Genomic DNA, 22,987 nt, shown 5'->3' with positions numbered 1-22,987 from the left:
CACGTATTCTTGACAGATTCCCAGACTCTAGTAAAGGTCGGAGCCCTATGGCACAAATGCGGACAACCCCATGAGAGTCTCGCGACTCCACGGCGTAGCCGACATCCGGCTCACCGACGAACCAATCCCCCAGGTCGGACCCGGTATGACCCTCGTCAGGGTTACCGCCGTCGGCCTCTGCGGCTCAGACCTGCACTGGTACGCCGAAGGCGGAATCGGCGACGCCACGATCACCACCCCCCTCGTGGTCGGTCATGAATTCGCCGGCGTCATCGAAGGCGGCCCCGCCCACGGCCGCCGCGTCGCCGTCGATCCCGCCATCCCCTGTGAAACATGCACAAGCTGCCGAGGCGGCTACCGCAACCTCTGCCCGTACGTCCGATTCGCCGGACACGATCGGCTCGACGGCGGCCTCCAGGAGATGATCGCCTGGCCGACCGAACTCCTGCACGCCCTCCCCGACGGCGTCTCCGACAGCGATGGCGCCATGCTGGAACCCCTCGGCGTCGCCCTGCACGCCTTCGACCTGGGCCATCTCCACCTCGGCGGCACGGTCGCCGTGGTCGGCTGCGGCCCGATCGGCCTGCTGCTGATCCAGCTCGCCCGCCTGGCCGGAGCGTCCACGATCATCGCCGTCGAACCGCTCCCCCATCGCGCCGAAGCGGCCCGACGTTTCGGCGCCGTACTCCCCGAAAACGCCCAAGCCGACGTGGTCTTCGAGGTCGCCGGGAACGACGCCGCCGTCGACACCGCGCTCGAGCTGGCCCGCCCCGGCGGCCGAGTCGTCCTGGTCGGCATCCCCGACGAAGACCGCACGTCGTTCCGCGCCTCCCTGGCCCGGCGCAAAGGCCTCACCCTCGCCCTTGTCCGACGAATGAACGACGTCTACCCGCGCGCGATCCGCCTGGTCGAAGAAGGCAAAATCGACGTCTCCTCGCTGGTCACCGCGCGCTACCCGCTCACCGAGACCCCGGCCGCGTTCATCGCCGCCACCCGCCGCCAAGGCCTCAAGATCGTGATCGAACCACAACGCTGAAAAAAACTTCTCGGAAGCTGTCGAATCGGCGTGACCTCATTCGAAGCGTAGTCATCGGGCCGAACAACCCCCAGGACTCGCAAGGAGCAGGATCATGACCGAGCAACTCACCTGCGACCCGCAGACAAGCCTCACCAAATCCCTACTCGGCTACGGCGTCCTGGCGGGCCCGCTCTACGTGACGGTCTCCCTCGCCCAGGCCCTGACCCGAACAGGCTTCGACCTCACCCGCCACCCGTGGAGCTTCCTGTCCAACGGCGACCTCGGCTGGATCCAGATCACCAACTTCGTGATCACGGGCCTGGCCACCCTCGCCGCCGCCATCGGCATCGGCCGCGCCATCGGCTCGCCGTGGACCACCCGCCTCATCGCCGTGTACGGCCTGAGCCTGATCGGCGCCGGAATCTTCAGAGCCGACCCCGCCATGGGCTTTCCGGTGGGTACGCCCGAAGGGCCGGGAGTCGTAACGTGGCAGGGCACGATGCATTTCGTCTGCGGGGGCATCGGCTTCACCTGCCTGATCGTGGCGTGCCTGATCATGGCGCGGCGGTTCGCGGGCGAAAGCCGTACCGGGTGGGCGGCCTACACCGGCGCGTCCGGGGTGCTGTTCGCGGCCGCTTTCGCCGCCGTGAGCAGCGGCGGCGGCGCGGCCTGGTCGAACCTGACCTTCGTCGCCGGGGTCCTGATCATCTGGACCTGGCTCTCCCTCGTTTCCGTCCATCTGTACCGCCGCATCTGACACCAAAGGAGAAAACGATGCGATACCTGATTACCCTCGCCATCACCGCCCGGCCGGACACTCCGCCCCCCGGTGAGCTGCTGGAGGCTGTGAACAAACTCGGCGAAGACGCCACGAAGGCGGGCGCGCTGCTGGACAACGGCGGGCTGGCTCCCAGCGCCGAAGGGGCCAGGGTCGAGGTGGTCGGCGGCAAGCTGACCGTCACCGACGGGCCGTTCGCCGAAGCGAAGGAACTGGTCAGCTACGCGCTGTACCAGGTCAGGTCCAAGGAGGAGGCGGTCGAGTGGGGCAGCCGCTTCATGAAGCTTCACCGCGACATGTGGCCCGGCTTCGAGGGCGAAGCCATCGTGCACCGCGTGTACGGCCCCGAAGACTTCGCCTGATATTTCGTGATATGGCCCCCGGTCGAGTTCCTTCGGCCGGGGGCCGTTCAGTATCCCGGGACTTCGACCTCCAGCATTCAGCCGGGGTCGTTCACCCCCTGATCGACAGAACGGTTTTAATCAACCGACATCGTGTTTTGCGATTCGACGTGCTTGGATCGACCGGTATGACGGGGAGCGACCCGCATCGGGTGGTCGAGGCGGTCTGGCGGATGGAAGCCGGACGAGTGATCGCCGGGCTGGCCCGGATCGTGGGCGACATCGGGCTGGCCGAAGAGCTGGCGCAGGACGCGCTGGTCATCGCGCTGGAACAGTGGCCGCAATCGGGAGTTCCGGACAATCCCGGGGCCTGGCTCACCCTCACCGCCAAACACCGCGCCATCGACATGCTCCGGCGCCGTAGCCGATATGAGGAGAAACTCCAAGAATTCGGCCGCGATCAGGTACGGCAGCAGGCGGACGTCGAGACCGAAACCGTGGACATGCTCGATGATCCGTTCGGCGATGACGTGCTGCGGCTGCTGTTCACGGCCTGCCATCCGGTGCTCTCCACGGAAGGACGGCTGGCCCTGACGCTCCGGCTGCTCGGCGGGCTGAGCACCGAGGAGATCGCCCGCGCGTTCCTGGTCCCCGAACCGACCGTCGGACAGCGAATCTTCCGCGCCAAACGCACCCTTTCCGACAAGCACATCAAGATCGAGTTGCCCCCTCCGGGAGAGCTCCCCGCGCGGCTGGCTTCGGTGCTGGAGGTGATCTATCTCATCTTCAACGAAGGTTACGCCGCGACCACCGGGGACGACTGGATGCGCCCGTCGCTCTGCGAGGAAGCATTGCGGCTCGGGCGAATCCTGGTGGGTTTGATGCCGTCCGAAACGGAAGTGCACGGGCTGGTCGCCTTGATGGAACTCCAGATGTCCCGCATCGTGGCCCGCACCGGCCCAGACGGCGAACCCGTCCTGCTCCTCGATCAAGACCGTGGCCGCTGGGATCGGCTGCTCATCCGCCGCGGCCTCGCCGCCCTGCAGCGCGCCGAGTCGCTCGGCACCCTAGGCCCGTACGGCCTGCAGGCCGCGATCGCCGCCTGTCACGCCAGGGCGATGTCGGCAGAGGACACCGATTGGGAGCGAATGGCCGCGCTGTATCTGGTTCTCGGTCATGTCGCGCCGTCACCGGTGGTGGAGTTGAACCGCGCGGTGGCGGTGAGCATGGCGTACGGGCCTGGGCGGGGGTTGGAGATCGTCGAAGGGCTGGGAGCGGAGAAGGCGCTTCGGGAATATCCGCAGTTGCCTGCCGTGCGCGGGGACCTGCTGGCCCGGCTGGGGCGTACGGCGGAGGCCCGGGAGGAATTCGAGCGAGCCGCCGGGCTGACCCGTAACGAGCGCGAGCGGAGCCTGTTCCTCCGCCAAGCCGAGGCGCTACGAGAATAGCGTGTTGTCAATAATTTCCCAATTATTCCGGAGATCACCCGCGGCGGCCCCATGCCCAGGAGCACGCGGCACCAATGGACAAATCCCGATTCTTGTCCTGATATTGGTCATCCTTATATACAATCTAGGGGTTTTCCTGGGTGTTTGACTTCAGAAATGACGTCGGTATAGTCGCGTTGTGCTCACGATGGGAGTGGAAGAAGAGTTCTTCATTGTTGATCCGGTGAGCCGAATGCTAGCGCCGGAAGGGCTCCCGAATATGGGCGCCCTCCTCGCCATGAGCCCCACCGTGCCTGGCACCTATCACGGATACGACCATGAATTCCATCTGGCCACGGTCGAGACACGAACCGACGTGTGTCACAGCTTGCGGCAGCTCCGGGCCGAACTCAGGAAACTCCGGGGCACGCTCACCCAGACGGCCTCAGATGCCGGGCTCTCCGTGCTCTCCGCCGGGACGATGCCCACCGCCGACTGGCGAACCACCCGGCTCGTGCGAAAACCTCGGTATGACCGGTGTTTCGAGCATTATCGCGATGTGGTCCAGCGCCGGGTCACCTGCGGCTGCCACGTGCACGTCGGCATCGCCGACCAGGAGCTCGCCGTCCAGGTCCTCAACCGCGTGCAACCCTGGCTGCCCATGTTCCTGGCCATCTCGGCCAGCTCCCCCTTCTACGACAGCGCCGACACCGGCTACCAATCCTTCCGGAACCCCCTCTGGGCGGGATTTCCCATCGGCGGTCCGCCACCCCTCTTCGAGTCCCATGCGGCCTATGCCGAGCATGTCCGCCAGCTGCTGGACAGCGACGCGCTCACCGACACGGGCAACCTGTACTGGGACGCCCGGCTGGGCACCCACTACCCCACCCTCGAATTCCGCATCGCCGACGCGTGCACCACCATCGACGAGACCGTCCTCCTCGCCGGCCTGGCCAGAGCCCTGGTCCTCACCTGCATCGACGAAATCCAGGCCGAACGCCCCCCGGTCCGCACCTCGCCACCCATGATCAAAGCCGCCACCTGGCGCGCCGCCCGCTCCGGCCTGACCGCCGACCTCATCGACCCCATGACCTCCGAGAAACTCCCCGCCCCCGCCATGCTCGACCGCTTCCTCCACTACACCCAAGAAGCCCTGAAAGACCTGGGCGACTGGGAAGAGATCTCTTACCTCGCCTCCCACCTCCTCTCCACCGGCACCTCCTCCCACCGCCAGCACCGCACCCTCACCGCCACCGGCCACCTCCCCGACGTCATAGACGAACTCATCACAGAAACCACCCGAGAACTCCAATAGCGCCCAAACAAGACCACGCTTGCGGCCTGCCTAATGCACCCAGCCGACCTGTTTCCTGATCAGTCCAGCCTCGCTTTCGAGCCCAGACAGATGTAATACATATTTGTGGTACGCTGACCCCATGGCGGCCATACCCATCCGGGAGCTCTCCCATCACACGGCCCGCGCCATGGCCCGGGTCAAGGCCGGAGAGACCGTGGAGATCACCGAACGCGGCAAGGTCATCGGCCGGATCATCCCGGTCGACCCCACCGGCAGCGTCCGGGACCGCCTCATCGCGCAGGGCCGGCTCCGCCCAGCAACCGGCAGCCGGACCATTTTGCACGCACGCCTCCGCCAGCGGCTCGCCACCGAGTCGATCGACACCGGCAACACCGCGACCGAAACCCTCCAGGTCATGCGCGAGGAGGAGCGCTACTGATGCTCTATCTGGACACCTCAGCGCTCGCGAAACTCGCGCACATCGAGATCGCGACTCGTGAGCTGGAGGAATATCTGTCCCAGCACATGGATTCCCAGCGAGTCTCCTCCTCGCTCGTCGAAGTTGAGTTGCCCAGGGCCATCAACCGGGCCAATCCTGCCGCTCTCATCCACGTGCCGGGTATCCTGGCACACCTCGATCTACTGGAGATCGACGCGACCGTCCGAGCGGACGCCGCTGCTCTCCCCCCGCCGACCCTGGGCAGTCTCGACGCTATTCACCTTGCCACGGCGCTGGAGCTGGCCGCCGACCTGGAAGCTTTCCTCACTTATGACAAAGGCCTCGCGAACGCCGCAGAGAGTGCGGGACTCGTCGTCGAGTCACCAGGCATGTCGCTCTGACAACCATTGGAACTGTTCACCCCGGCCTAGCCCACGAGCAGGGATGTCGAGCCGTCATCGTTCCTATTCGTCCTCACCGGTTGTCGTCGGCCCGTCACGCCACGAGCAGGATCTGGCCCTGATGGCAGCCTGCGCGTCGGCAGGCGTGGTGCGCTGTCCGTGCGTTAGGTGTCCATGTTTGGTGGTTAGTCTGGGTCTATGTGCTATTCGGCGGCAATTGGCTAGCCTGATGGGTGGGAGGTGGCTCATGTCCGAACCGGAGGGACGCTCAGGCGCTCAGGATCATGAGTTCGTCGTGGAGCGGGTCAGGGATATCACCAAGGGCGAAGAAATCGTTATCGAATCTCGCGGTGGGGTGGATACCGCGATTCGTATTCTTTTCCCGACTTCGTGGGATCGGGTTATTGAGCATCCTGAATCGACGAGCGCACGACCGCACAGGCCGAACGATCAGCCGCGATGGCAGTTAGGCCACTTCGGCACCTCGTGCTGACAGGCTTCACATCCCGGCGTAAACGGTTCCATAAGGGAAGCCAACTCCTACCTTCTCGCGACATCTCAGGAGAGCCGCCCGTGCGTCTTCATTTCGCGGCCATAGGAGGGGGCTCATGAACGGGTCGGGGAACGAGATGGGAAGCACCACTACTATCAGGAATGCCACACCTGGAGCGACAGGAGGGACCGCCTCCGCTGTCCCCGCGACTGGGAATGTCGAGGCGCGGCTGTCCGGAGGGCGGGATCAGGTGGTTCAAGCCCGCCGGTTGGTGTCGGCGACACTTGGTCGTGATCACCCCTTGCATGATGACTGTGTGTTACTGACCAGCGAGATCGCCACCAACGCGGTGGTGCACTCCCGGTCGGGCGACGGGGGCGAATTCACGGTGACCGTGACATTTCCCCGTGGCCGGGTACGCGTCTGCGTCCAGGACGAAGGATCGGCAAGCCCACCATGCGCGGGCCATTCCATCCCGAACGGATCCAGCGGTCGCGGCCTCCCCCTGCTGGACGCACTCTCAGCCCGCTGGGGCATGGTCCGCGAAGCCGGTCGAAACAAGGTCTGGTTCGAGATCGCCAGCGCGTGACCCTCCCTCGCCTGGGCTTGGAGGGGGGCGGTGTAGAAGGCCAGCATGGTCTGCGCTCAGAGGTGGGCAGTGAAGAAGGCCAATCTGACCTGGGCTTAGAGGTGGGCGGTGAAGAAGGCCAGCATGTCGGCGGCCAATTCGATGGATCGGCTGCCCGCGCGGGCACCATGGCCGACATCGGATTCGTGGCGGAGGAGGATCGGACGGGGCCCGGCGGTGGCGTGCTGCAGGGCGGCGCACATCTTCCGCGCATGTGAAGGGTCTACTCGGGTGTCGCCCCCGAAGACGGTGAAGAGCGTGGCGGGATATCGGATCCCCTCGCGTACGTGGTGATACGGGGAATAGCGGAGAAGCCAGGCGATCGCGTCGGGGTCGCTCGCGGAGCCGTACTCGGCGCGCCAGCGGGGGCCGAGGCCGGAGAGTTCGTAGCGGGCCATGTCGAGGACGGGCGCGGAGCAGACGGCGGCGGCGAACAGGTCGGGGCGCTGGGTGAGCATGGCGCCGACGAGGAGGCCGCCGTTGGATTCGCCGCAGATGCCCAGGCGGTCCGGCGTGGTCCAGCGCCCGGTGATCAGGGTTTCCGCGGCGGCGGCGAAGTCATCGAAGACGTTCTGTTTACGGTCGAGGGTGCCGGCGCGGTGCCAGTCTTCCCCTTCTTCGCCGCCGCCGCGGATCTGAGCGAAGGCGAAAATCCCCCCGGCTTCTATCCAGGGCAGGACATAGCTCGAATAGGCCGGAGTCAGCGGGACACCGAATCCGCCGTAGCCGTACAGAATGCAGGGTCGAGGGCCGGTGGACGGACCAGAGAGCACGACCATGCGCACCAGGGTGCCATCGGCGGACGAGTATTCGATCTGGTGCGATTCGACCTCCGGCAGGTCGGCGCGGCCGGGCGCGGGCTCCCACAGCGTGGTCTGCCCGGTCCGGACGTCATACCGATACACGCTCTCCGGCGTGACGTAATCCGCGTACGTGAACCACACCTGATGCCCAGACGCGGACATCCGCCCGATGGAACCGTGACCGGGAAGCGGAACCGCGCTTCTCCACTCCCCGGTCACGGGGTCGTGAACATTGATCTCGCCGATCGCGTGCCGGATCCGCGTCACCAGCAACGCGCCGTCGATCAATGCGAAATCGGTGAGTACCGCCTGCGGATCCTCGGGCACCAGATCTTGCCAGGCATTCGGATCAGCGGGATCGCCGACGCCCAGCCGCACCCGTGGAGCTCCCTGAGTCGTGGCGACATAGAGCCGCCCGTCCGCCGCCACGGTCACCGCCGTCTTGGCGCCCCTACCTTCCACCTGCCGCCATTCCGGCCCCGCGAGGTCGCACAAGCGGATGTCATTACCAGCCCCCCGATTGGTGGAAAGCGTCAGCCATCGACCGTCGGCGCTCAACGCCAGACCATCCGCCTCAACCAGCGCCAGATCATCCCCGCGAAGGCGCCGCAGGTGGGCCATCCGCCCGCGGATGTAGTAGAACGCGTCCGACGAGGGCAGCCAGGCCACCGGCGAATACCGGCAATCCCCCACCGGCCCATCCACAACCTCCCCATTCATCACATCCAGCACGTACAGCTGAGCCCGTTCCTCCCCCCGCCGGGAAAGCTGCACGGTGACCAGCTTCCCGTCCGGCGACGGATGCCAATCGTCAAGCGTCGTCGTCCCCGCCGGATCGACCACCATCGGATCGAGCACCACCCGCCACACCATCTCCCCGATATGGCCGGGAAGCCTCCCGGATGCCTCCCATTGATCTGGGACGCCGACATAGAGGATGGCGTGTTCCTGGCCTGGCTCCCGGCGAAGGCGGAAAGCGCGCTCGCCTCGCCAGGTGGGGGTGCCGATGACGCCGGTTGCGGTGAGTTGGGCGATTCGGTTGCGGAGGCGGGGCCGGGCGGGGAGCGAATGGGTGCGCCAGAGATCGTCCTGGGCGGCCAGCCACTTCTCGGTCTGCGGGCTGACCGGATCCTCCAGCCACCGGTACGGATCTTCGATCCGGTGACCGTGGATGACATCCACGATGGGCTGGCGTTCCGCGTCAGGGTAAGTCATGACACTTTCTCCAGGTCGGGACCCCACTGTCCGGCGAGGTCGGCATACAGGGGAGACGTGCGGAGAAGGTCGGCATGCGTGCCCGACACGGCTGTGCTGCCGTCCATGACGAGGATGCGGCGGGCGTGCAGGGCCGAGGTGAGGCGATGGGCGATGACGATCAGGGTGCCGCCCCGGCGGGCGAACGCCTGCTCGGCGCGGGCTTCGGCGGCCAAGTCGAGATGGCAGGTGGATTCGTCCAGGATGGTGAGCCGCGTCGGCGACAGGTAGGCGCGGACCAGGGCCAGCAACTGCCGTTCCCCCGGGGTCAACAGCCCCGCATGGATCTCGGCCTGATAGCCGCCGAGCCGTCCGACCAGCTCCCGCGCGCCGATCGCGTCCACGGCTCCGTCGACCCGGGGCGCGGACGCGACCGACAGATAGGTGAGGTTGTCCCAGAGCGTCCCGCGAAAGACGTACGCCTCTTGCGGGATGAGCACCCGCGCGGCGGGGTCCACCCGATCCGCGGCCATTCCGCCGACGGTGACCGCACCCTCATCGGGCCGGACCAGCCCGGTGATCAACGCCGCGAGTGTGGACTTACCAATCCCGCTGGGCCCGACGACGGCGAGATGCTCCCCCTCCGCCACAACCAGATCGAGACCGGCGACAACAGGGTCCGCGTGGGGCCCATACCGAAATGTCACCCCCGACAGCTCAACCCGTACATCCGGCGGCATGACCCGCTGCGGACCCTCCACCGGTCGATTGCCCAAAAGACGCTCCAACGTCACCACAAGCCGCACTCCGCTCACCCCGAGTCCTTCCACCAATCCGCCCAGCGCGGGCGTCAGCGACTGGACAACGGCGGCCAGCACTCCGACGACCACACCCGGACTCGCCCCCAGCCCCGGCGCGAAGCCCAGCACCAGCATCACCGGCAACCAGCCGCCTAGCCCGAGCGAGAACGTCCGCACGGCGGTGACCCGCGCGAGCGCCCGGGCCGCCGCCGCCTGCTCATCGATCCGGCGGCCGACCAGCGCGACCGTACGCTCCTCGTCGCCGCAGGCCACGACATCGCGCAACCCGCCCATCGCCATCGTGACCACCTCGGTGGTCCGCTCATCGGCAACCAGGAACTCCCGCTGCCGCCGGGCCAGCGCGGGCAGCGACAGCAGGAACAGCGCCACTCCCGCCGCGATCGGCGGCAGCACCAGCACCAGCACCTCCGGCATCAGCGCCGCCATCCCCAGCACGACGCTGACCAGCGTGAACACGAACGACCGCAGCACTCCGAGCACGGTCGCGAACGCGTCCCTGGCCACCTCCACCTGCAGATTCGACCGCGTCACCGCGGCCGCCTCCACCCGCGCCCCGACCAGGGCGTCCTGGACGACCCCCGCGATCAACCGCTCCCGGAACGGTTCCACAATCCCGGCCAATGCCAGCAAGGCCTGCCGAGCCCCCACCGCCGCGACAACCCACGACAACCCCAGCACTCCAACCCAGATCAGCCCGACCTCGGGCCGCCCGCCCCCGAACCCGTCATCGATGGCCCCCGCCAACGCCAGCCCGACCACGAACGACGGCGCCACTTCCGCCACTGACCACGCGGCCAGCCGCCACGCCCGCCCCGGCTCCCGCGCCACAGAGCGCCACAACAGCTGAAATGTCATGACGCCTCCGCCTGGAAGACGGATCGGTAGTCCTGGTTGCGCCACAGGCGGGCGTGCTGGTCGTAGCCGCGTACCCGGCCGCGTTCCAGCCAGATGACCAGGTCGGCGCGGGCCGCCATGGCGGCCCGGTGGGTGACGATCAGCCGGGTACGGGAGTCCCCGGCCAGAGCGACCCCCACCTGATGCTCGGTAATGGTGTCCAAACTGGACGTGGCGTCGTCGAGCACCAGCAGCCGATCGCCGTGCGCGAAGGCACGCGCCAGCCCGATGCGCTGCCGTTCGCCGCCGGACATGGGCGCGTCGGCAAGCGGGGTGGCGTAGCCGGAGGGGAATCGCCGGATGAACGTGTCCGCTCCTGCCGCGCGGGCGGCCTCTTCCGCCGAGGGCCCGATGGTGTCGGCGACCGTGTCCCCGACCAGGGCGGGGCGCTCGAAGGCGTACCCGATCGCTTGCCGCAGCGCCGTACGGGACAGGAGGGTGAGCGGGACGTCGTCGAGCAGGATCTCGCCGCCGGCCGGGTCGGTGAGGCGTCCGGCGAGGGCGGCGAGGCGGGATTTGCCGGAGCCGGAACGGCCGACGACGGCGACGGCCGTGCCGCCGGGGATCTTGAGGTCGGGGATGGTGAGGCCGGGGGCCATGACGTTGTGGAAGGTGAGGGCGCCGGGTCCGTCGGGCAGGTGCCGTACGCCATGGGGGGCCGGGCATTCGTCCAGAAGCGCGACCATACGGCGGGCGGCGGCGCGGGCGCGGGCGACCTGGCTGACGTAGCCGAGGGCGGCGCCGAGGCCGGCGCCAAGGACGACATAGCGGGCGGCGGCGTACAGTTCGCCGGTGGTGAGGTCGCTGGCGGCGAGGCGGAATCCGCCGACGCCGAGCACGCAAACCTCCAGCAAGGGGATCACGACGGCGGCCTGCACGCCCGCCTGGGCGCGGACGCGCCACAGTTCCAGCGCGTGCGCGCGCACCTGGGGCAGCGCGGACAGCACGCGGCGGGTCTCCTGCGCGGCGGTCCCGGCGGCGGCGATGGTCCTGGCCCCGGCGACGGCGTCGACCAGCCGCGCGGCGATGTCCGCCTGCGCCTCCTGATAACCCCCCGCGAGCGCGGTCGAAACCCGAAGGAATGTCCGCAACACCAGCACGATGACCGCGAGCCCGGCCACCAGCGTCAACGCGAGCCACGGATCGATGAGCAGGAGCGCCACCAGGCTGCCCACCGCCGGAATGAGCATCGTGGCACCGGTGATCGCGGCATCCGGGGCACGGCCGACCTCTTCGGCGTTCATTCCGATCCGGGTCACCAGATCGCCTTCCGGAATCGACCGGGTCAATCCCGGCCCGACGCCTATCACATGCCGTACCAGCCGATGCCGCAGCCAAGCCGACGCCTGCGCCCCGCTCGCGCCCCCGGCCCAGACCCCGAACGTGTCACAGACGACCAGCAGCGCGACAACCGCGACGCTCACCGCGAGCCAGCCCCCCGAACGGGCGTCAGCGGTCCGGCCCAGCGTGTACGGCAAGGCCAGCGCGAGCACCCCCCCGACCACCGAGGTCACGGCCAGCACCCCGACAGCGGACCCGCCGCGCCTGATCGCCCCGGTCACGAGCTGATCCGCGATACGCACCCGGGGTTCTCCTTCCAGAAGGGCCGAGCCCTGAGCTGGGGCAGCTCAGGGCTCGGGGACTCGTGCTAGTGGCAGAGCAGGAGGCTCAGGTTGCTCGGCGTGTTCGACTGGCAGCCGAGCAGGGTCAGCGTGCTCCCGCCGCCACCGCCGTGGCCGTGGCCGCCGCCGGGAACTTCCATCGCCTGAAGGTCGAGAAGAACCATGGTCGTGCTCCTTCTTTATCGGGGGGTTCATTGAGATATGCGAGAGCTCTAGTGGCAGAGCAGAAGGCTCAGGTTGCTGGGGGTGTTCGACTGGCAGCCCAGCAGCGTCAGCGTGCTGCCGCCGCCGTGGCCGTGGCCGCCGCCACCCGGCACCTCCATGGCCTGAAGGTCGAGAAGAACCATGTGCGCGTGTTCACCTCCTTCGCTATGCGGTCGGGTACGGGTGCCGCTCGGCGTCCGGTTACAGGGGCGCCCCTGAACCGGTGTGCTCGCCGGGCGGTCGCAGGAAGGGGAGCGGAGCGCCGCTCACAGCGAGCAGCACGCCCGCGGTCCCGGTGGCGAAATCCATCGAGAGGCGGAGCAACTGGTCGCCGGGGAACGCGAGTCCGTCCCGGTAGGGGAGGGCATGCCAGTCCAGGCCGGGGATCAGATCCGGTTCGGCGAGGACGAGTCCGGCCCGGCCGGCGAACAGGCCGGGCTGCACGAAGTATTGGCATCGGGTGACGAGCAGGAGCGCGTCGAGGTCGGCGCGCAGTTCTTCGTCGGGGCGGTGGGTGAGGAATCGGTCCAGCACGAGGGCGATTCCGACCGAGCCTTCCTCCAGGTAGGGCAATGTCCGCCAGCCCTGGTTCACTTGGAGGGAGCCGTCCTGGGTGCGGATACATCGCCGCAGGTCCTGGCGGAGCGCGCGGTCGGCCAGGTCGAGCAGGGCGTGGTCGCCGCTGTGCTCGTAGGCGTGCAGGAACAGCAGCGCGGATCCGCTGGAGCCGTGCATGAGCCCCGCCCGCGGGTTGGCGCCACCGCTTAGTTCGGGCACGTCGTCGGGTAGCCGGTCGGCGCAGGTCTCGATGACGGCTTGCGCGTCCAGGCCGAGGTGCAGCAGGTTCAGCCCGATTCCGGCCAGGCCGGTGGACAGGCCGGTGTCCAGTCGCCGCCAGTTCTCGCGCATCGCACGGTCGACCAGGTCGAGCGCGGTGTCTCGGTGCCCAAATCGATCGAGCGTGTGGGCGATGCCGTGCAATCCATCGTAGAAACCCAGCGGAGTTCCAGGGGCGGGTTGTGACGCCCGGTTCAGCAGCCAGTCCTCGTGGTCTGGGTATCGTCCGGCTCCGGCCGCGTCCAGCGCATACAGCACACCAGCCGCGCCGTGCGCGAAGTTAACGCCACCTCCTGGGCGGAACTGCGCAATATCTCCAGGAAAGAGCCGATCCCGACGACCGGGCGTGGCTGTGGCCAAAATCGCCCGGACCATCGCATCCGCTCCGAACGGCATCCCCAAGTCCGACGAAGAAGCTTGGGGGAAGGGATTCGCCTTGACGGAGAGCGCATCCGCGTCAGGGTTCGGGCCAGGGGCCGAAAGGACCGGGTCACCTCGGAATGAGAGCGCGTCAGCGTTCGGACCGGAAGCCGGAGGGGTCGCCGCGTCGCCTTGGATGGTTCGCAGAGCGGTGCCGATGATTCCTGGGGGGACCGGGAAGGTGGTGGTGATCAGGTGGGCCAGTTGGGTGATCTTGTTGTTGGCCAAGGGGAGCATGATGGTGGCTTGGGGGGCGAACAGGCCGAAGCAGAGGCAGGCGAGCGAGTAGAGATCGACCGCTGCGCCGCGGCGGTTCGGGGGTGCCTGGAAGGCGGGGTGGGCGAGCAGGGAACGGCCCTGGTCCTCGACCGGCATGGCCACTTCGAAGTCGATGAGGACCACGCGACCGGTCTCGGTGACCAGGATGTTGTTGGGGTGCAGGTCGCCGAAGACCACGCCGCGCCGGTGCAGCGATTCGACCGCGTCCCGGACTCGGGGCAACGTCTCCAGAACCCACGCGGTGTATTCGGCGAGACTCGCCGCCGAGCAGTTGGCCCTGGTCAGCGGGTAGCGGTGAACCAGCTGGCGCTGCAACGGATTCCCGTCGACGAACTCCATGACGAGAAAGTGGTGCTCGCCGAGGGTGAAATAGTCACGATATTCCGGGACAGCGTCCAGGCCTCTCAGGCGCTGGAGCATGTCCCGCTCATGCTGGAGCCGAGCCACCGCATCCCGCCCGCCGGCGTCCAGCCCCGCATGCGGCCTGGCCTCCTTGAGCACCACCCGCTCGCCAGTACGCCGATCCCACCCCAGATACACCCCGCCACCGTTGGAAAAGTGCATCACCGCCTCGATCTCGTACGGCAACCCGCCGGTCGTGACCGCATTCCGAGCTTCGAGCTGGGGCTTGAGGAACTCGGGCAACTGAACCCACGGCGGAACGACGAACGAGGGACCGCGGACGTCGGGGACGAGCTCGCCGTCGGCGTTCTCGATCGCGGTAACCTGCTCGCCGCTGTCGTCAAGGCAGAGGCGCGGGACGAAGCCTCCGTAGCGGACATACAGCGGCCCGTCCGCGTAGCGGAGGTCGCTGAGGATGTACGGCCCTTCGACGCCACGCAGGAGCGTATCGAGCTCCTTGAGCGCGAGCTCCAGCTCTGACTCATGCGGATAAATCGTGACAAGCTTGCCGCTCGATCCCCGGGGGGCGGCTTTCGAGTTGAGCATGGTCACAACCGGCGCGCTGCGCAGGAACTTGAACGGGATGTCCCTGGGCACGCAGTAGTCCCATACCGTCCCCAGCACCCGATCCGCGTCTTCAAGCCGGGCCGAAACGTGAATCTTCCAGCCCTGCATCGCGATCTGCCGGACACCCGGCGCGTAGTGCATCCACGTGTCAGTCGGCTGATGCTCCCACCCGACCGGCACCTCCCGGCCGGTTACCGGGAAATCAGCATGTTCCGACTGCCGATTATCCGGCGAATCATAAAAAAGCCGATCCGCCAGGCAATAAAGCTCATACTGGTCATTCACGGCCATCTCCCTGCTTTCCTCTACAGAGAGAATTCCGGATAACCCGATGAGTTCCTAGTTACAAATTCAACCAATGACGCATGGGCAAACATCACGGGTGAAGCCATGAACCAGGCCTCGACCTGCGACCCAACCGAAAGTGAATGTTACTCACAACCAGGTTGACTCTCGATCAATCCTGCAGTCCACCCACATCGCCATCCATCTATTTGTCCAATTATATGCGAACGAAAGCGCGATCTACGGACAGTCGGGAAAAGTCGAATGCGCCAGAACGCAGCCCCAAGAAGGACCTGCTGAAACGTTCACAGAATCACCTAACGAGGGAATTGCCACCTTTTGGCCGCTCAACGTGCACGGAAGGTCCCACCAAGGGCTTCTCCGGACTCATACCGCTTCGATCGGGTTTTGACACGCCGTCACAGGCGCGGTGACCATCGGCCCTTGCGAGCGAGTGGTCCAACGGCCGAACCGCCCGCCTCGCACGAACGCCCCCGCCACCGATGCCGGGCCCACCGCTCCACGTCCGTTCCGAGCGACATCGCGGTCATTTTCCGGCAGATGGTGTTCGTTGCGAAGATCAGCAAATCCCGGACGGCATTTCCGGCAAGCCATCAAATTCGCGAAATTTCAGGAAGTGAGCACCGCATGACCGGTCTCGATCCTCGCCCGCGGGCCCGGCGAGTACTCGCCGTGCTCACCGCCCTCACCCTCGCGGCAATCCCCTTCCACCCCGGTACGGCCACCGCCGCCGCCCCCGCCTGCCGCGTCGACTACACCGTGAACCAGTGGTCCGGAGGCTTCACCGCATCACTCCGCCTCACCAATCTCGGCCCCGCGACAACCGCCTGGACCCTCCACTGGACCTACCCGTCAGGCCAGCGCGTCACCAACGCCTGGAACTCGGTCATCACCCAATCCGGCACCGCGGTCACCGCGACCAACGCCGCCTGGAACGGCGCCCTCGCCACCGGCGACACCACCGACTTCGGCTTCCAAGGCACCTGGTCATCAACCAACCCGATCCCCACTGACTTCACCCTGAACAACGCCTCCTGCACCGACTCCCCAAGCCCCTCCCCTTCGCCTAGCCCGTCACCATCTCCGTCGCCCAGCCCGTCACCTTCGCCCAGCCCGTCGCCCTCGCCCTCGCCCAGCCCGAGCCCATCCCCCAGCCCGTCGCCCTCGCCAAGCCCATCCCCCAGCCCCAGTCCATCGCCGAGCCCCAGCCCTTCCCCCAGCCCTCCGCCCGGCTGCTCAGGCGCGGACGTCTGCTCGGACTTCGAGGACCAGACCGGATCCACCCCCAGCGGCAACTGGCAGGTAGTAACCCCCAACTGCCAAGGCACCGGCACCGCCACAATCGACACCACGATGGCCCATTCCGGCACCCGATCCCTGCGCATCACCGGCGGTGGCAACTACTGCAACCACATCTTCGCCGCCACCACCGCCGACGTCTCCACCATCGCCCCCATCGTGTACGCCCGGCTATGGATCAGACACACCACCGCCCTCCCCGCCAACCACATCACCATGATCACCATGGCCGACTCCACTACCGGCGGCCGTGACCTCCGCCTGGGCGGCCAGAACGCCGCCCTCCAGTGGAACCGCGAACTCGACGACGCCACCCTCCCCGAACAGAGCCCCAGCGGCGTATCCCAAAGCCGCCCCCTCCCCACCGCCCGCTGGGTCTGCCTCCGCTTCCAGATCGACACCACCCGCCAGGCCATGTCCACCTATCTGGACAACACTGAGGTCCCCGGCCTCCACCTGGACACCACCCCCACCACCGACATCGACGCCCAGTGGCTCCGCCGCACCACCCCACCCCGCCCAACCACCCTGCGCCTCGGCTGGGAAAGCTACGGCTCAGACTCCGACACCCTCTGGTACGACGACGTCGCCCTAAGCTCCTCCCCACTGTCCTGCTGAAACACCGGATTACCGGGGGCCGTACCGCAACCCGAACGGCCCCCGGTGGATCATGGCCAACCCCCCAGACAGGCCGTACCACACCCAAATAGCCCCGGAAATCCGGATGTTTCGCAACATCACGCATGTTAAAGAGACCATGGAAGACCGTTTCGCCGACTTGGGTGTCATCCGGCGACTCCTCCACGACACCCAGACCTGGGCCTTCGTCGGACTAGCCAACAACCCCGACCGAACCGCGTACGACCAGGCCAGACTCCTCCAGCAACGCGGCAAGACCATCATCCCCGTGCACCCCCTCGCCGAGCCCGTCCTCGGCGAAAAGGGCTACCCCACCCTTACCGACATCCCCACCCCCGTAGACGTCGTAGCCGTCTACCGCCGCTCCCTCCACGCCCCCGAAGCCATAACCCAAGCAATCACCATCCACGCCAAAGCCGTCTGGCTCCCCCTCAACGTCATCGACATCCCCGCAGCCCGCCGCGCCCAGGCAGCAGGCTTAGACGTGGTCATGGACCGCTGCCCCGCCGTCGAATGGGCCCTCCGCCGCTAGGCCTCGAACGCGGCGAAGAAGGCCTCCTCCGGCTGTTCGCCGGAGAGAGTGGGGCCGGTGTCGAAGCGGAAGGCGGGGACCGAGTCGGCGGTGAAGCCGAGCCCGCGTACGCGGTCGAGTTCGACGCGGCCTGGACCCTGATCGCGTGGAACCGCTTGTACGCCGCGCTGCTCGGCGACCCCTCCGGCCTGCGCGACCGCGAGCGCAACGTGCTGTGGTGCCACTTCACTGAGGCACCCACCCGCATCACCCACTCGGCCGAGCAGGGGGCCAGGTTCGAACTCGCCGCGGTCGCCGACCTCAGGGCCGTAACCGCCCGCTACCCACTGGACACAGCCCTGACCTCGCTCGTCGCCGACCTGCGGCACATCAGCCCCCGCTTCGCCACGCTGTGGACCTCACACGAGGTCGGCACCCACGTGATGAACACCAAGACGATCAGCATCCCGACGTCGGACCACTCGCACTCGATTGCGACGTCCTGACCGTGCCGGGCACCGACCTGCGCCTCGTCGTCTACACCGCCCCACCAGGCTCCAACGCCGCCGACAAGCTCCGCCTACTCGACGTGATCGGCACCCAGTCAATGACGGCCGACGGGCACTTCTAGTCCAGTGGTACCGGGGATTCCGGTAGGGCGGTTGTGGCGCCAGCTCGACTAACTGGCCTCACGAAGCGGGTGGAGTTTCACGCTGAGGCGCAGTTCCAATGCCTCGGCGAGGCGCTCCAGCATAGGGATGGTGGGCATGGTGCCACCCGCCTCGAACCGCGCCACAGCCGGCTGCTTCAACCCCGCCCGCTCGGCCAACTCGGTCTGGGTGAGGCCAAGCTCTTCACGGCGGAGCCGTACGGCTTCGCCCAGTTCGAAACGGATGCGGGCGGCCTCGTAGGCGGCCCCGGCCCCGGGTCGGCTCATGATCTCGGCACGCTTCTCGGACCACGCCTTACGCTCGGCCATGCCACTCACTCCTCGTCCACCGTGTGAGCCTCGGCGATACATCGCTCCATGGCCCGCACCGCTCGTCACATGGGCCTTCGTCGGACTAGCGAACGCCCCAGCCGAACCGCATACGACCAGGCCAAAAGCCCTCCAGCAAAACAATCATCCACCGCTAACCGCAACTCCCACGCCAACTCGCCCCACCCGCCCTTTCGACGCTCGCGCTTGGCCCTATCGACCTTCGGCCCCGGAAGACTCCGACCAAGCGGCCCGGACGAAACTCCTAGTTGGGACAGGTCCACAATTCGCCCATATAGACGACGCCGGGCATATGGGTTGATGCGCCGTAATCCCGATGACGTAGGGGCTGACCTGAGGAGGGATGCGGCGCTCGCCGCTCGGCTCACCGAGCAACTCCAGCTGTGGGACTCTCGCTATCGTCGGCTCCACCCCGCAGGTCCTCGCCTATCCGCACGCGTCGGCGATCCCCGCCCCGATCGCCGACAACGTGCCATCACGCTCATCGAGAGGCCGCACATGTCGCTGGCCATCCTGCGGTGACCTATTCAGGGAGCCTTCCCAACCCAGCTTTACTGCGGCCGGAATATCAGCGCCATCCGACGGTGCTGTAGGGCTCGCTTCGCCGGTAGGAGGCGAGCCCTTCGGCGGTGTAGGGGTAGGTGCCGGGTGGGAGCTGGTCGAGGGGCCACCAAGCGATCTGAGCGCACTTGTGGGGTTCGGCGTTGCAGGGCTCGCCTTCCCAGCGGGTGGCTTCGAAGAAGACACCGACACGGGCATGTCCGAGGTGGTTGCGGTAGTGGATGAGGTGGACGAAGCGTAGGGCGTCTTCGGTGAGGGTGAGACCGATCTCTTCCAGGCCTTCGCGGATGGCGGCTTGGGTGACGGTTTCACCGTCTTCGAGTTTGCCGGAGGGGAGGTTCCACATGCCGTCGGCGTAGCCGGTGCCTTGGCGTTGGGCGAGGAGGACTTTGCCGTCGCGGACGAGGATGAGCAGGGCGTCCACGACGCTGGTGTAAGGGGCGGGCTTACTCTCGATGACCGGGCTCATAGGCCGGTCAGGTTAGCGCGGCCGGGTCTCCTGTCTGGTCCAGACGCGCAGAAATCCATGAGACGCGCTCGGCGGTGGTCAGTCCGCGCGGCACCTCGATCAGGAACAGGCCGGCGTTCTTGGCGGTGACGCGGAGGGTGGTGTCGAGTTCGGCTTGCTGGTCGGCGACCTTGTCGCGGAAGCGGTCGCCGGGCTGGCGGGGGTCGAAGGCGTCGGAGGTGTAGAAGACGGCGTCGTACATGTGAGCGGTGGAGGCGCAGAGCCGGAGCATGGCTTCCACCGCAACCTGGTCTTCGGTCGGGAGGAGGAGACGGGCGTAGGCGACGACATTGACGAGGGTCTTGTCGGTGATCAGCAGGGTGTGGTGGCGGGCGGCGCGGAGTTGGGTGGTGAGCTGGGCGCCGAAGGCATCGAGTTCGGCCGTGAGGTCGAAGCGGCCTTTGTCGTGCAGGACGATCTCTTCCATGAACGGGCTGAGCCGGGCGGGTTCGCCGGTGCAGGCTACGTGGACCCCGCGCTCGCGGTAGTGGGAGGTAAGGGCATGGACGAGGGTGGTCTTTCCGGATGCGTGGGTGCCTTCGATCGCGATCACCCGGCAGTCGCGGATGGGCAAGGGGTCCTCACAGGAGTTGGCGGAAAGTAGCAGTGTCTAGCCAGGCGAATGTGTCGCTGAGCTGGGCATGAAGCGTGGCGTTGACGTTGAGCGTCCCGGCCCAGGAGGTCAGGCCGCCCCCGTGGAGCGCGACGTAGGCAGCCGACAGACCATGCCGGAGGTTGAGGACGGTGATGCGTTCGCGGGGCTCGGGGTCCTGGTCGATGAGCCAGTCGCGGTGCAGGGCGGTCATGGACTTGCGGGCGAGTTCGGGTTGGGTGACCTCCAGGTGCAGTTCGCCGCACACGTCGACGAGGCGGCGGGAAGCGCCGGTCAGGACGTCCCCGACGTCGTAGCGGGAGTCGATGACGAGTGGGGTTGTGATCTCGCGACGTTCGTGCCAGTGATCGCGGAGTGTCTCGACGTGGCCGAGCTGGCGGGTGCTGGCGTTGCGCAGGACGGCGAGGTCACTGGACACTTGATGTCCGATGATCACATCAGCGGTTGCAGTGATGAGGGCGATCTCGGCTTCGGCGGCGTCGATGAGATCTTGGGTTTCGACGCTGTCCTCGACATAGAGGCTGGTGTACCCGAACTCGACCGGCGCCGGCTGCCCTGGGGAGATCTCCAGCCAGGTGACCGACCAGCAGAACGGCACGTTGCCGTTCTTGATCTTGTAGTTCTTAGTCCACTCCACATCCAGCGAGGCCGCGAGGAGGTGTCCATCGCGCGGGGCTGGGACGCTGCCGGGTCCGCCGAGGTTGCTGTTGATGATCATCCAACGTCCTTGAGTGTGCGGGTGCTGGCTAGCTCATCACGGGGACCGGCCGGGCCGCTGGGCAATTGTCAGCCCGGTCGGAATCCCTGCTCAGACGGAGAGCTGCACCTGAGACAACGTGGTGCACGTCGCGCCGAAGGTCTGGGTGGGGAAGCAGTCGCCGAGGTTGGCATCCATGGCCTCGCCGATATCGAGGGGACTGTCCCACCGGTAGTGGCCGACCCGGTGAAGGGCCGTCAGGCCGGTGATGAGGGCGCTCTCGGTCGCGCACGCCCCGAACCATTGGCTCGTCTGGCGCAGCACCTCCCCGTCCGCAGCCCGCGCCTCGTCGCTGAGGCCGGGCGTGTCCGGGATATGGCTCTTGGCCAGCAGGAGATCGAGGGTCTCTTGCGGTTCGAAGGCTCGTTGCACGCTGCCGGGAGAGATCCCGGCCACCGCAGCGGCTTCCGCCACATCGCCTTCGGAAGTGGTGGCTTCCGCCAAATTGGCCATGCCGGGGCCATTCTCGCCAATCATCCAGGCGTAGGCGAGGGCGCGGATGCCCCGGTAGGCTCCGGCATCCGAGGCGACGGCCACGATGGTGTGGAACGCGTCGGCGAGCTGATGCCCGGTCACGATCCGGGCGAGCCGCCGGGCGCGTGAGGCGTCGAGTTCCAACAGCTTCAGCAGGGCGGGAATGTCGGCCTCAGTGATGGCGGTTGCGGCGCGGAACCCGAAGCGCGGGCCTCCGGTCACGTCAACGAGCTTGGTCCGGTGGAGGGGGAGGTAGACAACGGCGTAGGCGATGGGGACGGCGTGATTGCCGTCGTCGACGAACAGGGCGGCGAAGCTGGCCGCAAGCTGGGGCGCGGAACGCCAGAGCTGGCCGGTACCGTAGGGATCTTCGGGCCAGGACATGTTGGTGTAGAAGGTCATCAGCCGGCCGCCCGGTTCCGGGTGAGGATGCTGGTCCCGAGGTACTTGGCGAAGTGGTTCTCCTTAAAGGGATACCGCTTCCACAGCTCGCTGATCGGTTCCTCGCGGATGTTGCCGAGGGAAAGCCACAGGTCAGGCTTGTCGTAGACGGGCCAGGCATTGGCGTTCCCGTTCGGCTCAATCACGATCATGTGTCCCTCGGTGGCGTCCGTCCACGGAGTCATGCGGACGGCCGGGCTCCAGTCGTGGGTGGTGCGCAGCTCGGCGAGCCGGTCGAAGTGGCCAGTGGCCTCCTCGACGGTAATGAACTCGTGTTCGGGCAGGTCGAGGGCGTTGCCCTTGCGCAGCGGCAGGATTAGCTTGACCTTGCCCGCGCCCAGGACGTCGGCGATCTGCACGAGATAGGGCAGGCCGTGCAGGGTGGAGCGCAGGACAACGGCGGAGAAGGAGATCGGGATGCCAGCGTCCTTGAAGGCGTAGACCCCGGCCAGGACCTTCTCGTAGTCGCCGCGGACCCGCCGGAAGATCTCCCTCGGCCCGTCGAACCCGATGTTCGCAAATTCGATCTTCCCCCCGAGCTTCGGCGCGAGGTCCATGCCCCGGGTGGCGTTGGTGGGCAGACCGATGATGAAGTCCTCGAACACGTCGACTACGTCGAGCAGATCCCGCCGCAGCAGCGGCTCCCCACCGGACAGGAACACTCGGTGCACCCCGGTCAGGTTGGTGGCCGTCGTGGCGAGCTGGTCGAGTGACGGGTCCTTCATCTGCATGGTCTCGCTGCAAAAGGAGCAGTCGAAGTCACATCGCTTGGTCACCTGAAGGATCACCGACAACGGCGCCGACGCCGCGGCGGCGAGCGCGGAGACGTCGTTCTCGCCCGACAGCGCGAAGTGGTGTCCCGAGGTGAAGGCGAGCAGACCACCGTCAAGGAGACGGCTGGTCCGCTGCGTGACTGCGGGCATTCCGAGCATGGTCATGCTGAAGCTCCATTCCGATACCGAGAGGTGGGGATTGCCACCGCCAGTGAATGCGGAGGAGCCGGAACCGGCTAG

Annotated in this window: 25 protein-coding genes; 13 read left to right on the top strand and 12 right to left on the bottom strand. The window is 67.0% G+C overall.

Annotation, left to right across the window (positions count from 1 at the left end; all coding sequences use genetic code 11):
* Nucleotides 1-70 precede the first annotated feature (70 nt).
* The 9 genes from ABGB08_RS02705 to ABGB08_RS02665 all read left to right on the top strand — a co-directional run bounded on the left by ABGB08_RS02705 (nt 71) and on the right by ABGB08_RS02665 (nt 6,783).
* A complete protein-coding gene (locus ABGB08_RS02705) occupies nt 71-1,036 on the top strand; it encodes an alcohol dehydrogenase catalytic domain-containing protein (protein ID WP_347585789.1) in 966 nt (321 codons plus the stop codon).
* A gap of 94 nt (nt 1,037-1,130) precedes the next feature.
* Nucleotides 1,131-1,775 carry a DUF998 domain-containing protein gene (locus ABGB08_RS02700; RefSeq protein ID WP_347585787.1) on the top strand — a complete coding sequence of 215 codons (645 nt, stop codon included), beginning with the start codon at nt 1,131-1,133 and terminating at the stop codon, nt 1,773-1,775.
* A 17-nt stretch (nt 1,776-1,792) separates the two neighbouring features.
* Nucleotides 1,793-2,158 carry a YciI family protein gene (locus ABGB08_RS02695; RefSeq protein ID WP_347585785.1) on the top strand — a complete coding sequence of 122 codons (366 nt, stop codon included), beginning with the start codon at nt 1,793-1,795 and terminating at the stop codon, nt 2,156-2,158.
* A 167-nt stretch (nt 2,159-2,325) separates the two neighbouring features.
* Complete coding sequence (locus ABGB08_RS02690; protein ID WP_347585783.1) at nt 2,326-3,585, top strand: RNA polymerase sigma factor; 1,260 nt, start codon at nt 2,326-2,328, stop codon at nt 3,583-3,585.
* Nucleotides 3,586-3,817: 232 nt separating this feature from the next.
* Nucleotides 3,818-4,879, top strand: a complete 1,062-nt coding sequence (locus ABGB08_RS02685) for a glutamate--cysteine ligase (RefSeq protein ID WP_347585832.1) — start codon at nt 3,818-3,820, stop codon at nt 4,877-4,879.
* 121 nt (nt 4,880-5,000) lie between these two features.
* Nucleotides 5,001-5,300 (top strand): type II toxin-antitoxin system prevent-host-death family antitoxin, encoded by a 300-nt coding sequence (locus tag ABGB08_RS02680; protein ID WP_347585780.1) that lies wholly within the window; start codon nt 5,001-5,003, stop codon nt 5,298-5,300.
* Nucleotides 5,300-5,701 carry a type II toxin-antitoxin system VapC family toxin gene (locus ABGB08_RS02675; protein WP_347585778.1) on the top strand — a complete coding sequence of 134 codons (402 nt, stop codon included), beginning with the start codon at nt 5,300-5,302 and terminating at the stop codon, nt 5,699-5,701. Before ABGB08_RS02680 ends, ABGB08_RS02675 begins: the two co-directional genes overlap by 1 nt.
* A gap of 247 nt (nt 5,702-5,948) precedes the next feature.
* Entirely contained in the window at nt 5,949-6,194 is a 246-nt protein-coding gene (locus ABGB08_RS02670) for a hypothetical protein (protein WP_347585776.1), read from the top strand.
* A gap of 115 nt (nt 6,195-6,309) precedes the next feature.
* Entirely contained in the window at nt 6,310-6,783 is a 474-nt protein-coding gene (locus tag ABGB08_RS02665) for an ATP-binding protein (protein WP_307729812.1), read from the top strand.
* A gap of 95 nt (nt 6,784-6,878) precedes the next feature.
* Here ABGB08_RS02665 and ABGB08_RS02660 read toward each other — a convergent pair whose 3' ends face one another.
* The 6 genes from ABGB08_RS02660 to lanKC all read right to left on the bottom strand — a co-directional run bounded on the left by ABGB08_RS02660 (nt 6,879) and on the right by lanKC (nt 15,156).
* Entirely contained in the window at nt 6,879-8,840 is a 1,962-nt protein-coding gene (locus ABGB08_RS02660; protein ID WP_347585774.1) for a prolyl oligopeptidase family serine peptidase, read from the bottom strand.
* Nucleotides 8,837-10,495 carry an ABC transporter ATP-binding protein gene (locus ABGB08_RS02655; RefSeq protein ID WP_347585772.1) on the bottom strand — a complete coding sequence of 553 codons (1,659 nt, stop codon included), beginning with the start codon at nt 10,493-10,495 and terminating at the stop codon, nt 8,837-8,839. The genes ABGB08_RS02660 and ABGB08_RS02655 overlap by 4 nt, the downstream gene beginning before the upstream one ends.
* Nucleotides 10,492-12,117 carry an ABC transporter ATP-binding protein gene (locus tag ABGB08_RS02650; RefSeq protein WP_347585770.1) on the bottom strand — a complete coding sequence of 542 codons (1,626 nt, stop codon included), beginning with the start codon at nt 12,115-12,117 and terminating at the stop codon, nt 10,492-10,494. Before ABGB08_RS02650 ends, ABGB08_RS02655 begins: the two co-directional genes overlap by 4 nt.
* A gap of 65 nt (nt 12,118-12,182) precedes the next feature.
* The gene (locus ABGB08_RS02645; RefSeq protein ID WP_155359307.1) at nt 12,183-12,320 is read right to left on the bottom strand and encodes a SapB/AmfS family lanthipeptide; all 138 of its coding nucleotides are present in this window, start codon (nt 12,318-12,320) and stop codon (nt 12,183-12,185) included.
* A gap of 48 nt (nt 12,321-12,368) precedes the next feature.
* On the bottom strand, nt 12,369-12,503 hold the full coding sequence (locus ABGB08_RS02640; RefSeq protein WP_155347422.1) for a SapB/AmfS family lanthipeptide: 135 nt from the start codon (nt 12,501-12,503) through the stop codon (nt 12,369-12,371).
* A 58-nt stretch (nt 12,504-12,561) separates the two neighbouring features.
* Nucleotides 12,562-15,156: a class III lanthionine synthetase LanKC gene (gene lanKC, locus ABGB08_RS02635; RefSeq protein ID WP_347585753.1), complete on the bottom strand. Its 2,595-nt coding sequence runs from the start codon at nt 15,154-15,156 to the stop codon at nt 12,562-12,564.
* 642 nt (nt 15,157-15,798) lie between these two features.
* Here lanKC and ABGB08_RS02630 point away from each other — a divergent pair.
* From ABGB08_RS02630 to ABGB08_RS02615, 4 genes are all read left to right on the top strand, one after another.
* Nucleotides 15,799-17,088 carry a cellulose-binding domain-containing protein gene (locus ABGB08_RS02630; protein WP_347585751.1) on the top strand — a complete coding sequence of 430 codons (1,290 nt, stop codon included), beginning with the start codon at nt 15,799-15,801 and terminating at the stop codon, nt 17,086-17,088.
* A gap of 139 nt (nt 17,089-17,227) precedes the next feature.
* Entirely contained in the window at nt 17,228-17,641 is a 414-nt protein-coding gene (locus ABGB08_RS02625; protein WP_347585749.1) for a CoA-binding protein, read from the top strand.
* Nucleotides 17,623-18,126, top strand: coding sequence for a hypothetical protein (locus ABGB08_RS02620; RefSeq protein WP_347585747.1), 504 nt, complete (start codon nt 17,623-17,625; stop codon nt 18,124-18,126). Before ABGB08_RS02625 ends, ABGB08_RS02620 begins: the two co-directional genes overlap by 19 nt.
* Nucleotides 18,033-18,251: a hypothetical protein gene (locus ABGB08_RS02615; RefSeq protein ID WP_347585745.1), complete on the top strand. Its 219-nt coding sequence runs from the start codon at nt 18,033-18,035 to the stop codon at nt 18,249-18,251. The genes ABGB08_RS02620 and ABGB08_RS02615 overlap by 94 nt, the downstream gene beginning before the upstream one ends.
* Before the next feature lie 48 nt (nt 18,252-18,299).
* Here the strand turns inward: ABGB08_RS02615 and ABGB08_RS02610 are convergent, their stop codons facing one another.
* The 6 genes from ABGB08_RS02610 to ABGB08_RS02585 all read right to left on the bottom strand — a co-directional run bounded on the left by ABGB08_RS02610 (nt 18,300) and on the right by ABGB08_RS02585 (nt 22,912).
* Nucleotides 18,300-18,599, bottom strand: a complete 300-nt coding sequence (locus ABGB08_RS02610; protein WP_347585743.1) for a helix-turn-helix transcriptional regulator — start codon at nt 18,597-18,599, stop codon at nt 18,300-18,302.
* A gap of 589 nt (nt 18,600-19,188) precedes the next feature.
* Nucleotides 19,189-19,650: an NUDIX domain-containing protein gene (locus tag ABGB08_RS02605; protein WP_347585741.1), complete on the bottom strand. Its 462-nt coding sequence runs from the start codon at nt 19,648-19,650 to the stop codon at nt 19,189-19,191.
* 7 nt (nt 19,651-19,657) lie between these two features.
* Nucleotides 19,658-20,263 (bottom strand): AAA family ATPase, encoded by a 606-nt coding sequence (locus ABGB08_RS02600; RefSeq protein ID WP_347585739.1) that lies wholly within the window; start codon nt 20,261-20,263, stop codon nt 19,658-19,660.
* A 7-nt stretch (nt 20,264-20,270) separates the two neighbouring features.
* Nucleotides 20,271-21,020 carry a hypothetical protein gene (locus tag ABGB08_RS02595; RefSeq protein WP_347585737.1) on the bottom strand — a complete coding sequence of 250 codons (750 nt, stop codon included), beginning with the start codon at nt 21,018-21,020 and terminating at the stop codon, nt 20,271-20,273.
* A gap of 90 nt (nt 21,021-21,110) precedes the next feature.
* Nucleotides 21,111-21,935, bottom strand: coding sequence for a hypothetical protein (locus ABGB08_RS02590; RefSeq protein WP_347585735.1), 825 nt, complete (start codon nt 21,933-21,935; stop codon nt 21,111-21,113).
* On the bottom strand, nt 21,935-22,912 hold the full coding sequence (locus ABGB08_RS02585; protein WP_347585732.1) for a radical SAM protein: 978 nt from the start codon (nt 22,910-22,912) through the stop codon (nt 21,935-21,937). The genes ABGB08_RS02590 and ABGB08_RS02585 overlap by 1 nt, the downstream gene beginning before the upstream one ends.
* Between the last annotated feature and the right edge of the window lie 75 nt (nt 22,913-22,987).

Source organism: Acrocarpospora sp. B8E8 (assembly GCF_039871605.1).
Taxonomy (GTDB): Bacteria; Actinomycetota; Actinomycetes; order Streptosporangiales; family Streptosporangiaceae; genus Acrocarpospora; species Acrocarpospora macrocephala.
The sequence above is the reverse complement of the archived record's forward strand: the minus strand, read 5'-3'. Positions and strand labels throughout refer to the sequence as shown.

Excerpts from the sequence above, each read along its gene's own strand:
- ABGB08_RS02640 (WP_155347422.1), bottom strand. The coding sequence starts at position 12,503 with ATGGTTCTTCTCGACCTTCAGGCCATGGAGGTGCCGGGTGGCGGCGGC.
- ABGB08_RS02675 (WP_347585778.1), top strand. The coding sequence starts at position 5,300 with ATGCTCTATCTGGACACCTCAGCGCTCGCGAAACTCGCGCACATCGAG.
- lanKC (WP_347585753.1), bottom strand. The coding sequence starts at position 15,156 with ATGGCCGTGAATGACCAGTATGAGCTTTATTGCCTGGCGGATCGGCTT.
- ABGB08_RS02660 (WP_347585774.1), bottom strand. The coding sequence starts at position 8,840 with ATGACTTACCCTGACGCGGAACGCCAGCCCATCGTGGATGTCATCCAC.
- ABGB08_RS02605 (WP_347585741.1), bottom strand. The coding sequence starts at position 19,650 with ATGAGCCCGGTCATCGAGAGTAAGCCCGCCCCTTACACCAGCGTCGTG.
- ABGB08_RS02685 (WP_347585832.1), top strand. The coding sequence starts at position 3,818 with ATGCTAGCGCCGGAAGGGCTCCCGAATATGGGCGCCCTCCTCGCCATG.
- ABGB08_RS02630 (WP_347585751.1), top strand. The coding sequence starts at position 15,799 with ATGACCGGTCTCGATCCTCGCCCGCGGGCCCGGCGAGTACTCGCCGTG.
- ABGB08_RS02680 (WP_347585780.1), top strand. The coding sequence starts at position 5,001 with ATGGCGGCCATACCCATCCGGGAGCTCTCCCATCACACGGCCCGCGCC.
- ABGB08_RS02625 (WP_347585749.1), top strand. The coding sequence starts at position 17,228 with ATGGAAGACCGTTTCGCCGACTTGGGTGTCATCCGGCGACTCCTCCAC.
- ABGB08_RS02655 (WP_347585772.1), bottom strand. The coding sequence starts at position 10,495 with ATGACATTTCAGCTGTTGTGGCGCTCTGTGGCGCGGGAGCCGGGGCGG.
- ABGB08_RS02695 (WP_347585785.1), top strand. The coding sequence starts at position 1,793 with ATGCGATACCTGATTACCCTCGCCATCACCGCCCGGCCGGACACTCCG.
- ABGB08_RS02645 (WP_155359307.1), bottom strand. The coding sequence starts at position 12,320 with ATGGTTCTTCTCGACCTTCAGGCGATGGAAGTTCCCGGCGGCGGCCAC.
- ABGB08_RS02665 (WP_307729812.1), top strand. The coding sequence starts at position 6,310 with ATGAACGGGTCGGGGAACGAGATGGGAAGCACCACTACTATCAGGAAT.
- ABGB08_RS02670 (WP_347585776.1), top strand. The coding sequence starts at position 5,949 with ATGTCCGAACCGGAGGGACGCTCAGGCGCTCAGGATCATGAGTTCGTC.
- ABGB08_RS02610 (WP_347585743.1), bottom strand. The coding sequence starts at position 18,599 with ATGGCCGAGCGTAAGGCGTGGTCCGAGAAGCGTGCCGAGATCATGAGC.
- ABGB08_RS02690 (WP_347585783.1), top strand. The coding sequence starts at position 2,326 with ATGACGGGGAGCGACCCGCATCGGGTGGTCGAGGCGGTCTGGCGGATG.
- ABGB08_RS02595 (WP_347585737.1), bottom strand. The coding sequence starts at position 21,020 with ATGATCATCAACAGCAACCTCGGCGGACCCGGCAGCGTCCCAGCCCCG.
- ABGB08_RS02585 (WP_347585732.1), bottom strand. The coding sequence starts at position 22,912 with ATGACCATGCTCGGAATGCCCGCAGTCACGCAGCGGACCAGCCGTCTC.
- ABGB08_RS02705 (WP_347585789.1), top strand. The coding sequence starts at position 71 with ATGAGAGTCTCGCGACTCCACGGCGTAGCCGACATCCGGCTCACCGAC.
- ABGB08_RS02590 (WP_347585735.1), bottom strand. The coding sequence starts at position 21,935 with ATGACCTTCTACACCAACATGTCCTGGCCCGAAGATCCCTACGGTACC.
- ABGB08_RS02620 (WP_347585747.1), top strand. The coding sequence starts at position 17,623 with ATGGGCCCTCCGCCGCTAGGCCTCGAACGCGGCGAAGAAGGCCTCCTC.
- ABGB08_RS02700 (WP_347585787.1), top strand. The coding sequence starts at position 1,131 with ATGACCGAGCAACTCACCTGCGACCCGCAGACAAGCCTCACCAAATCC.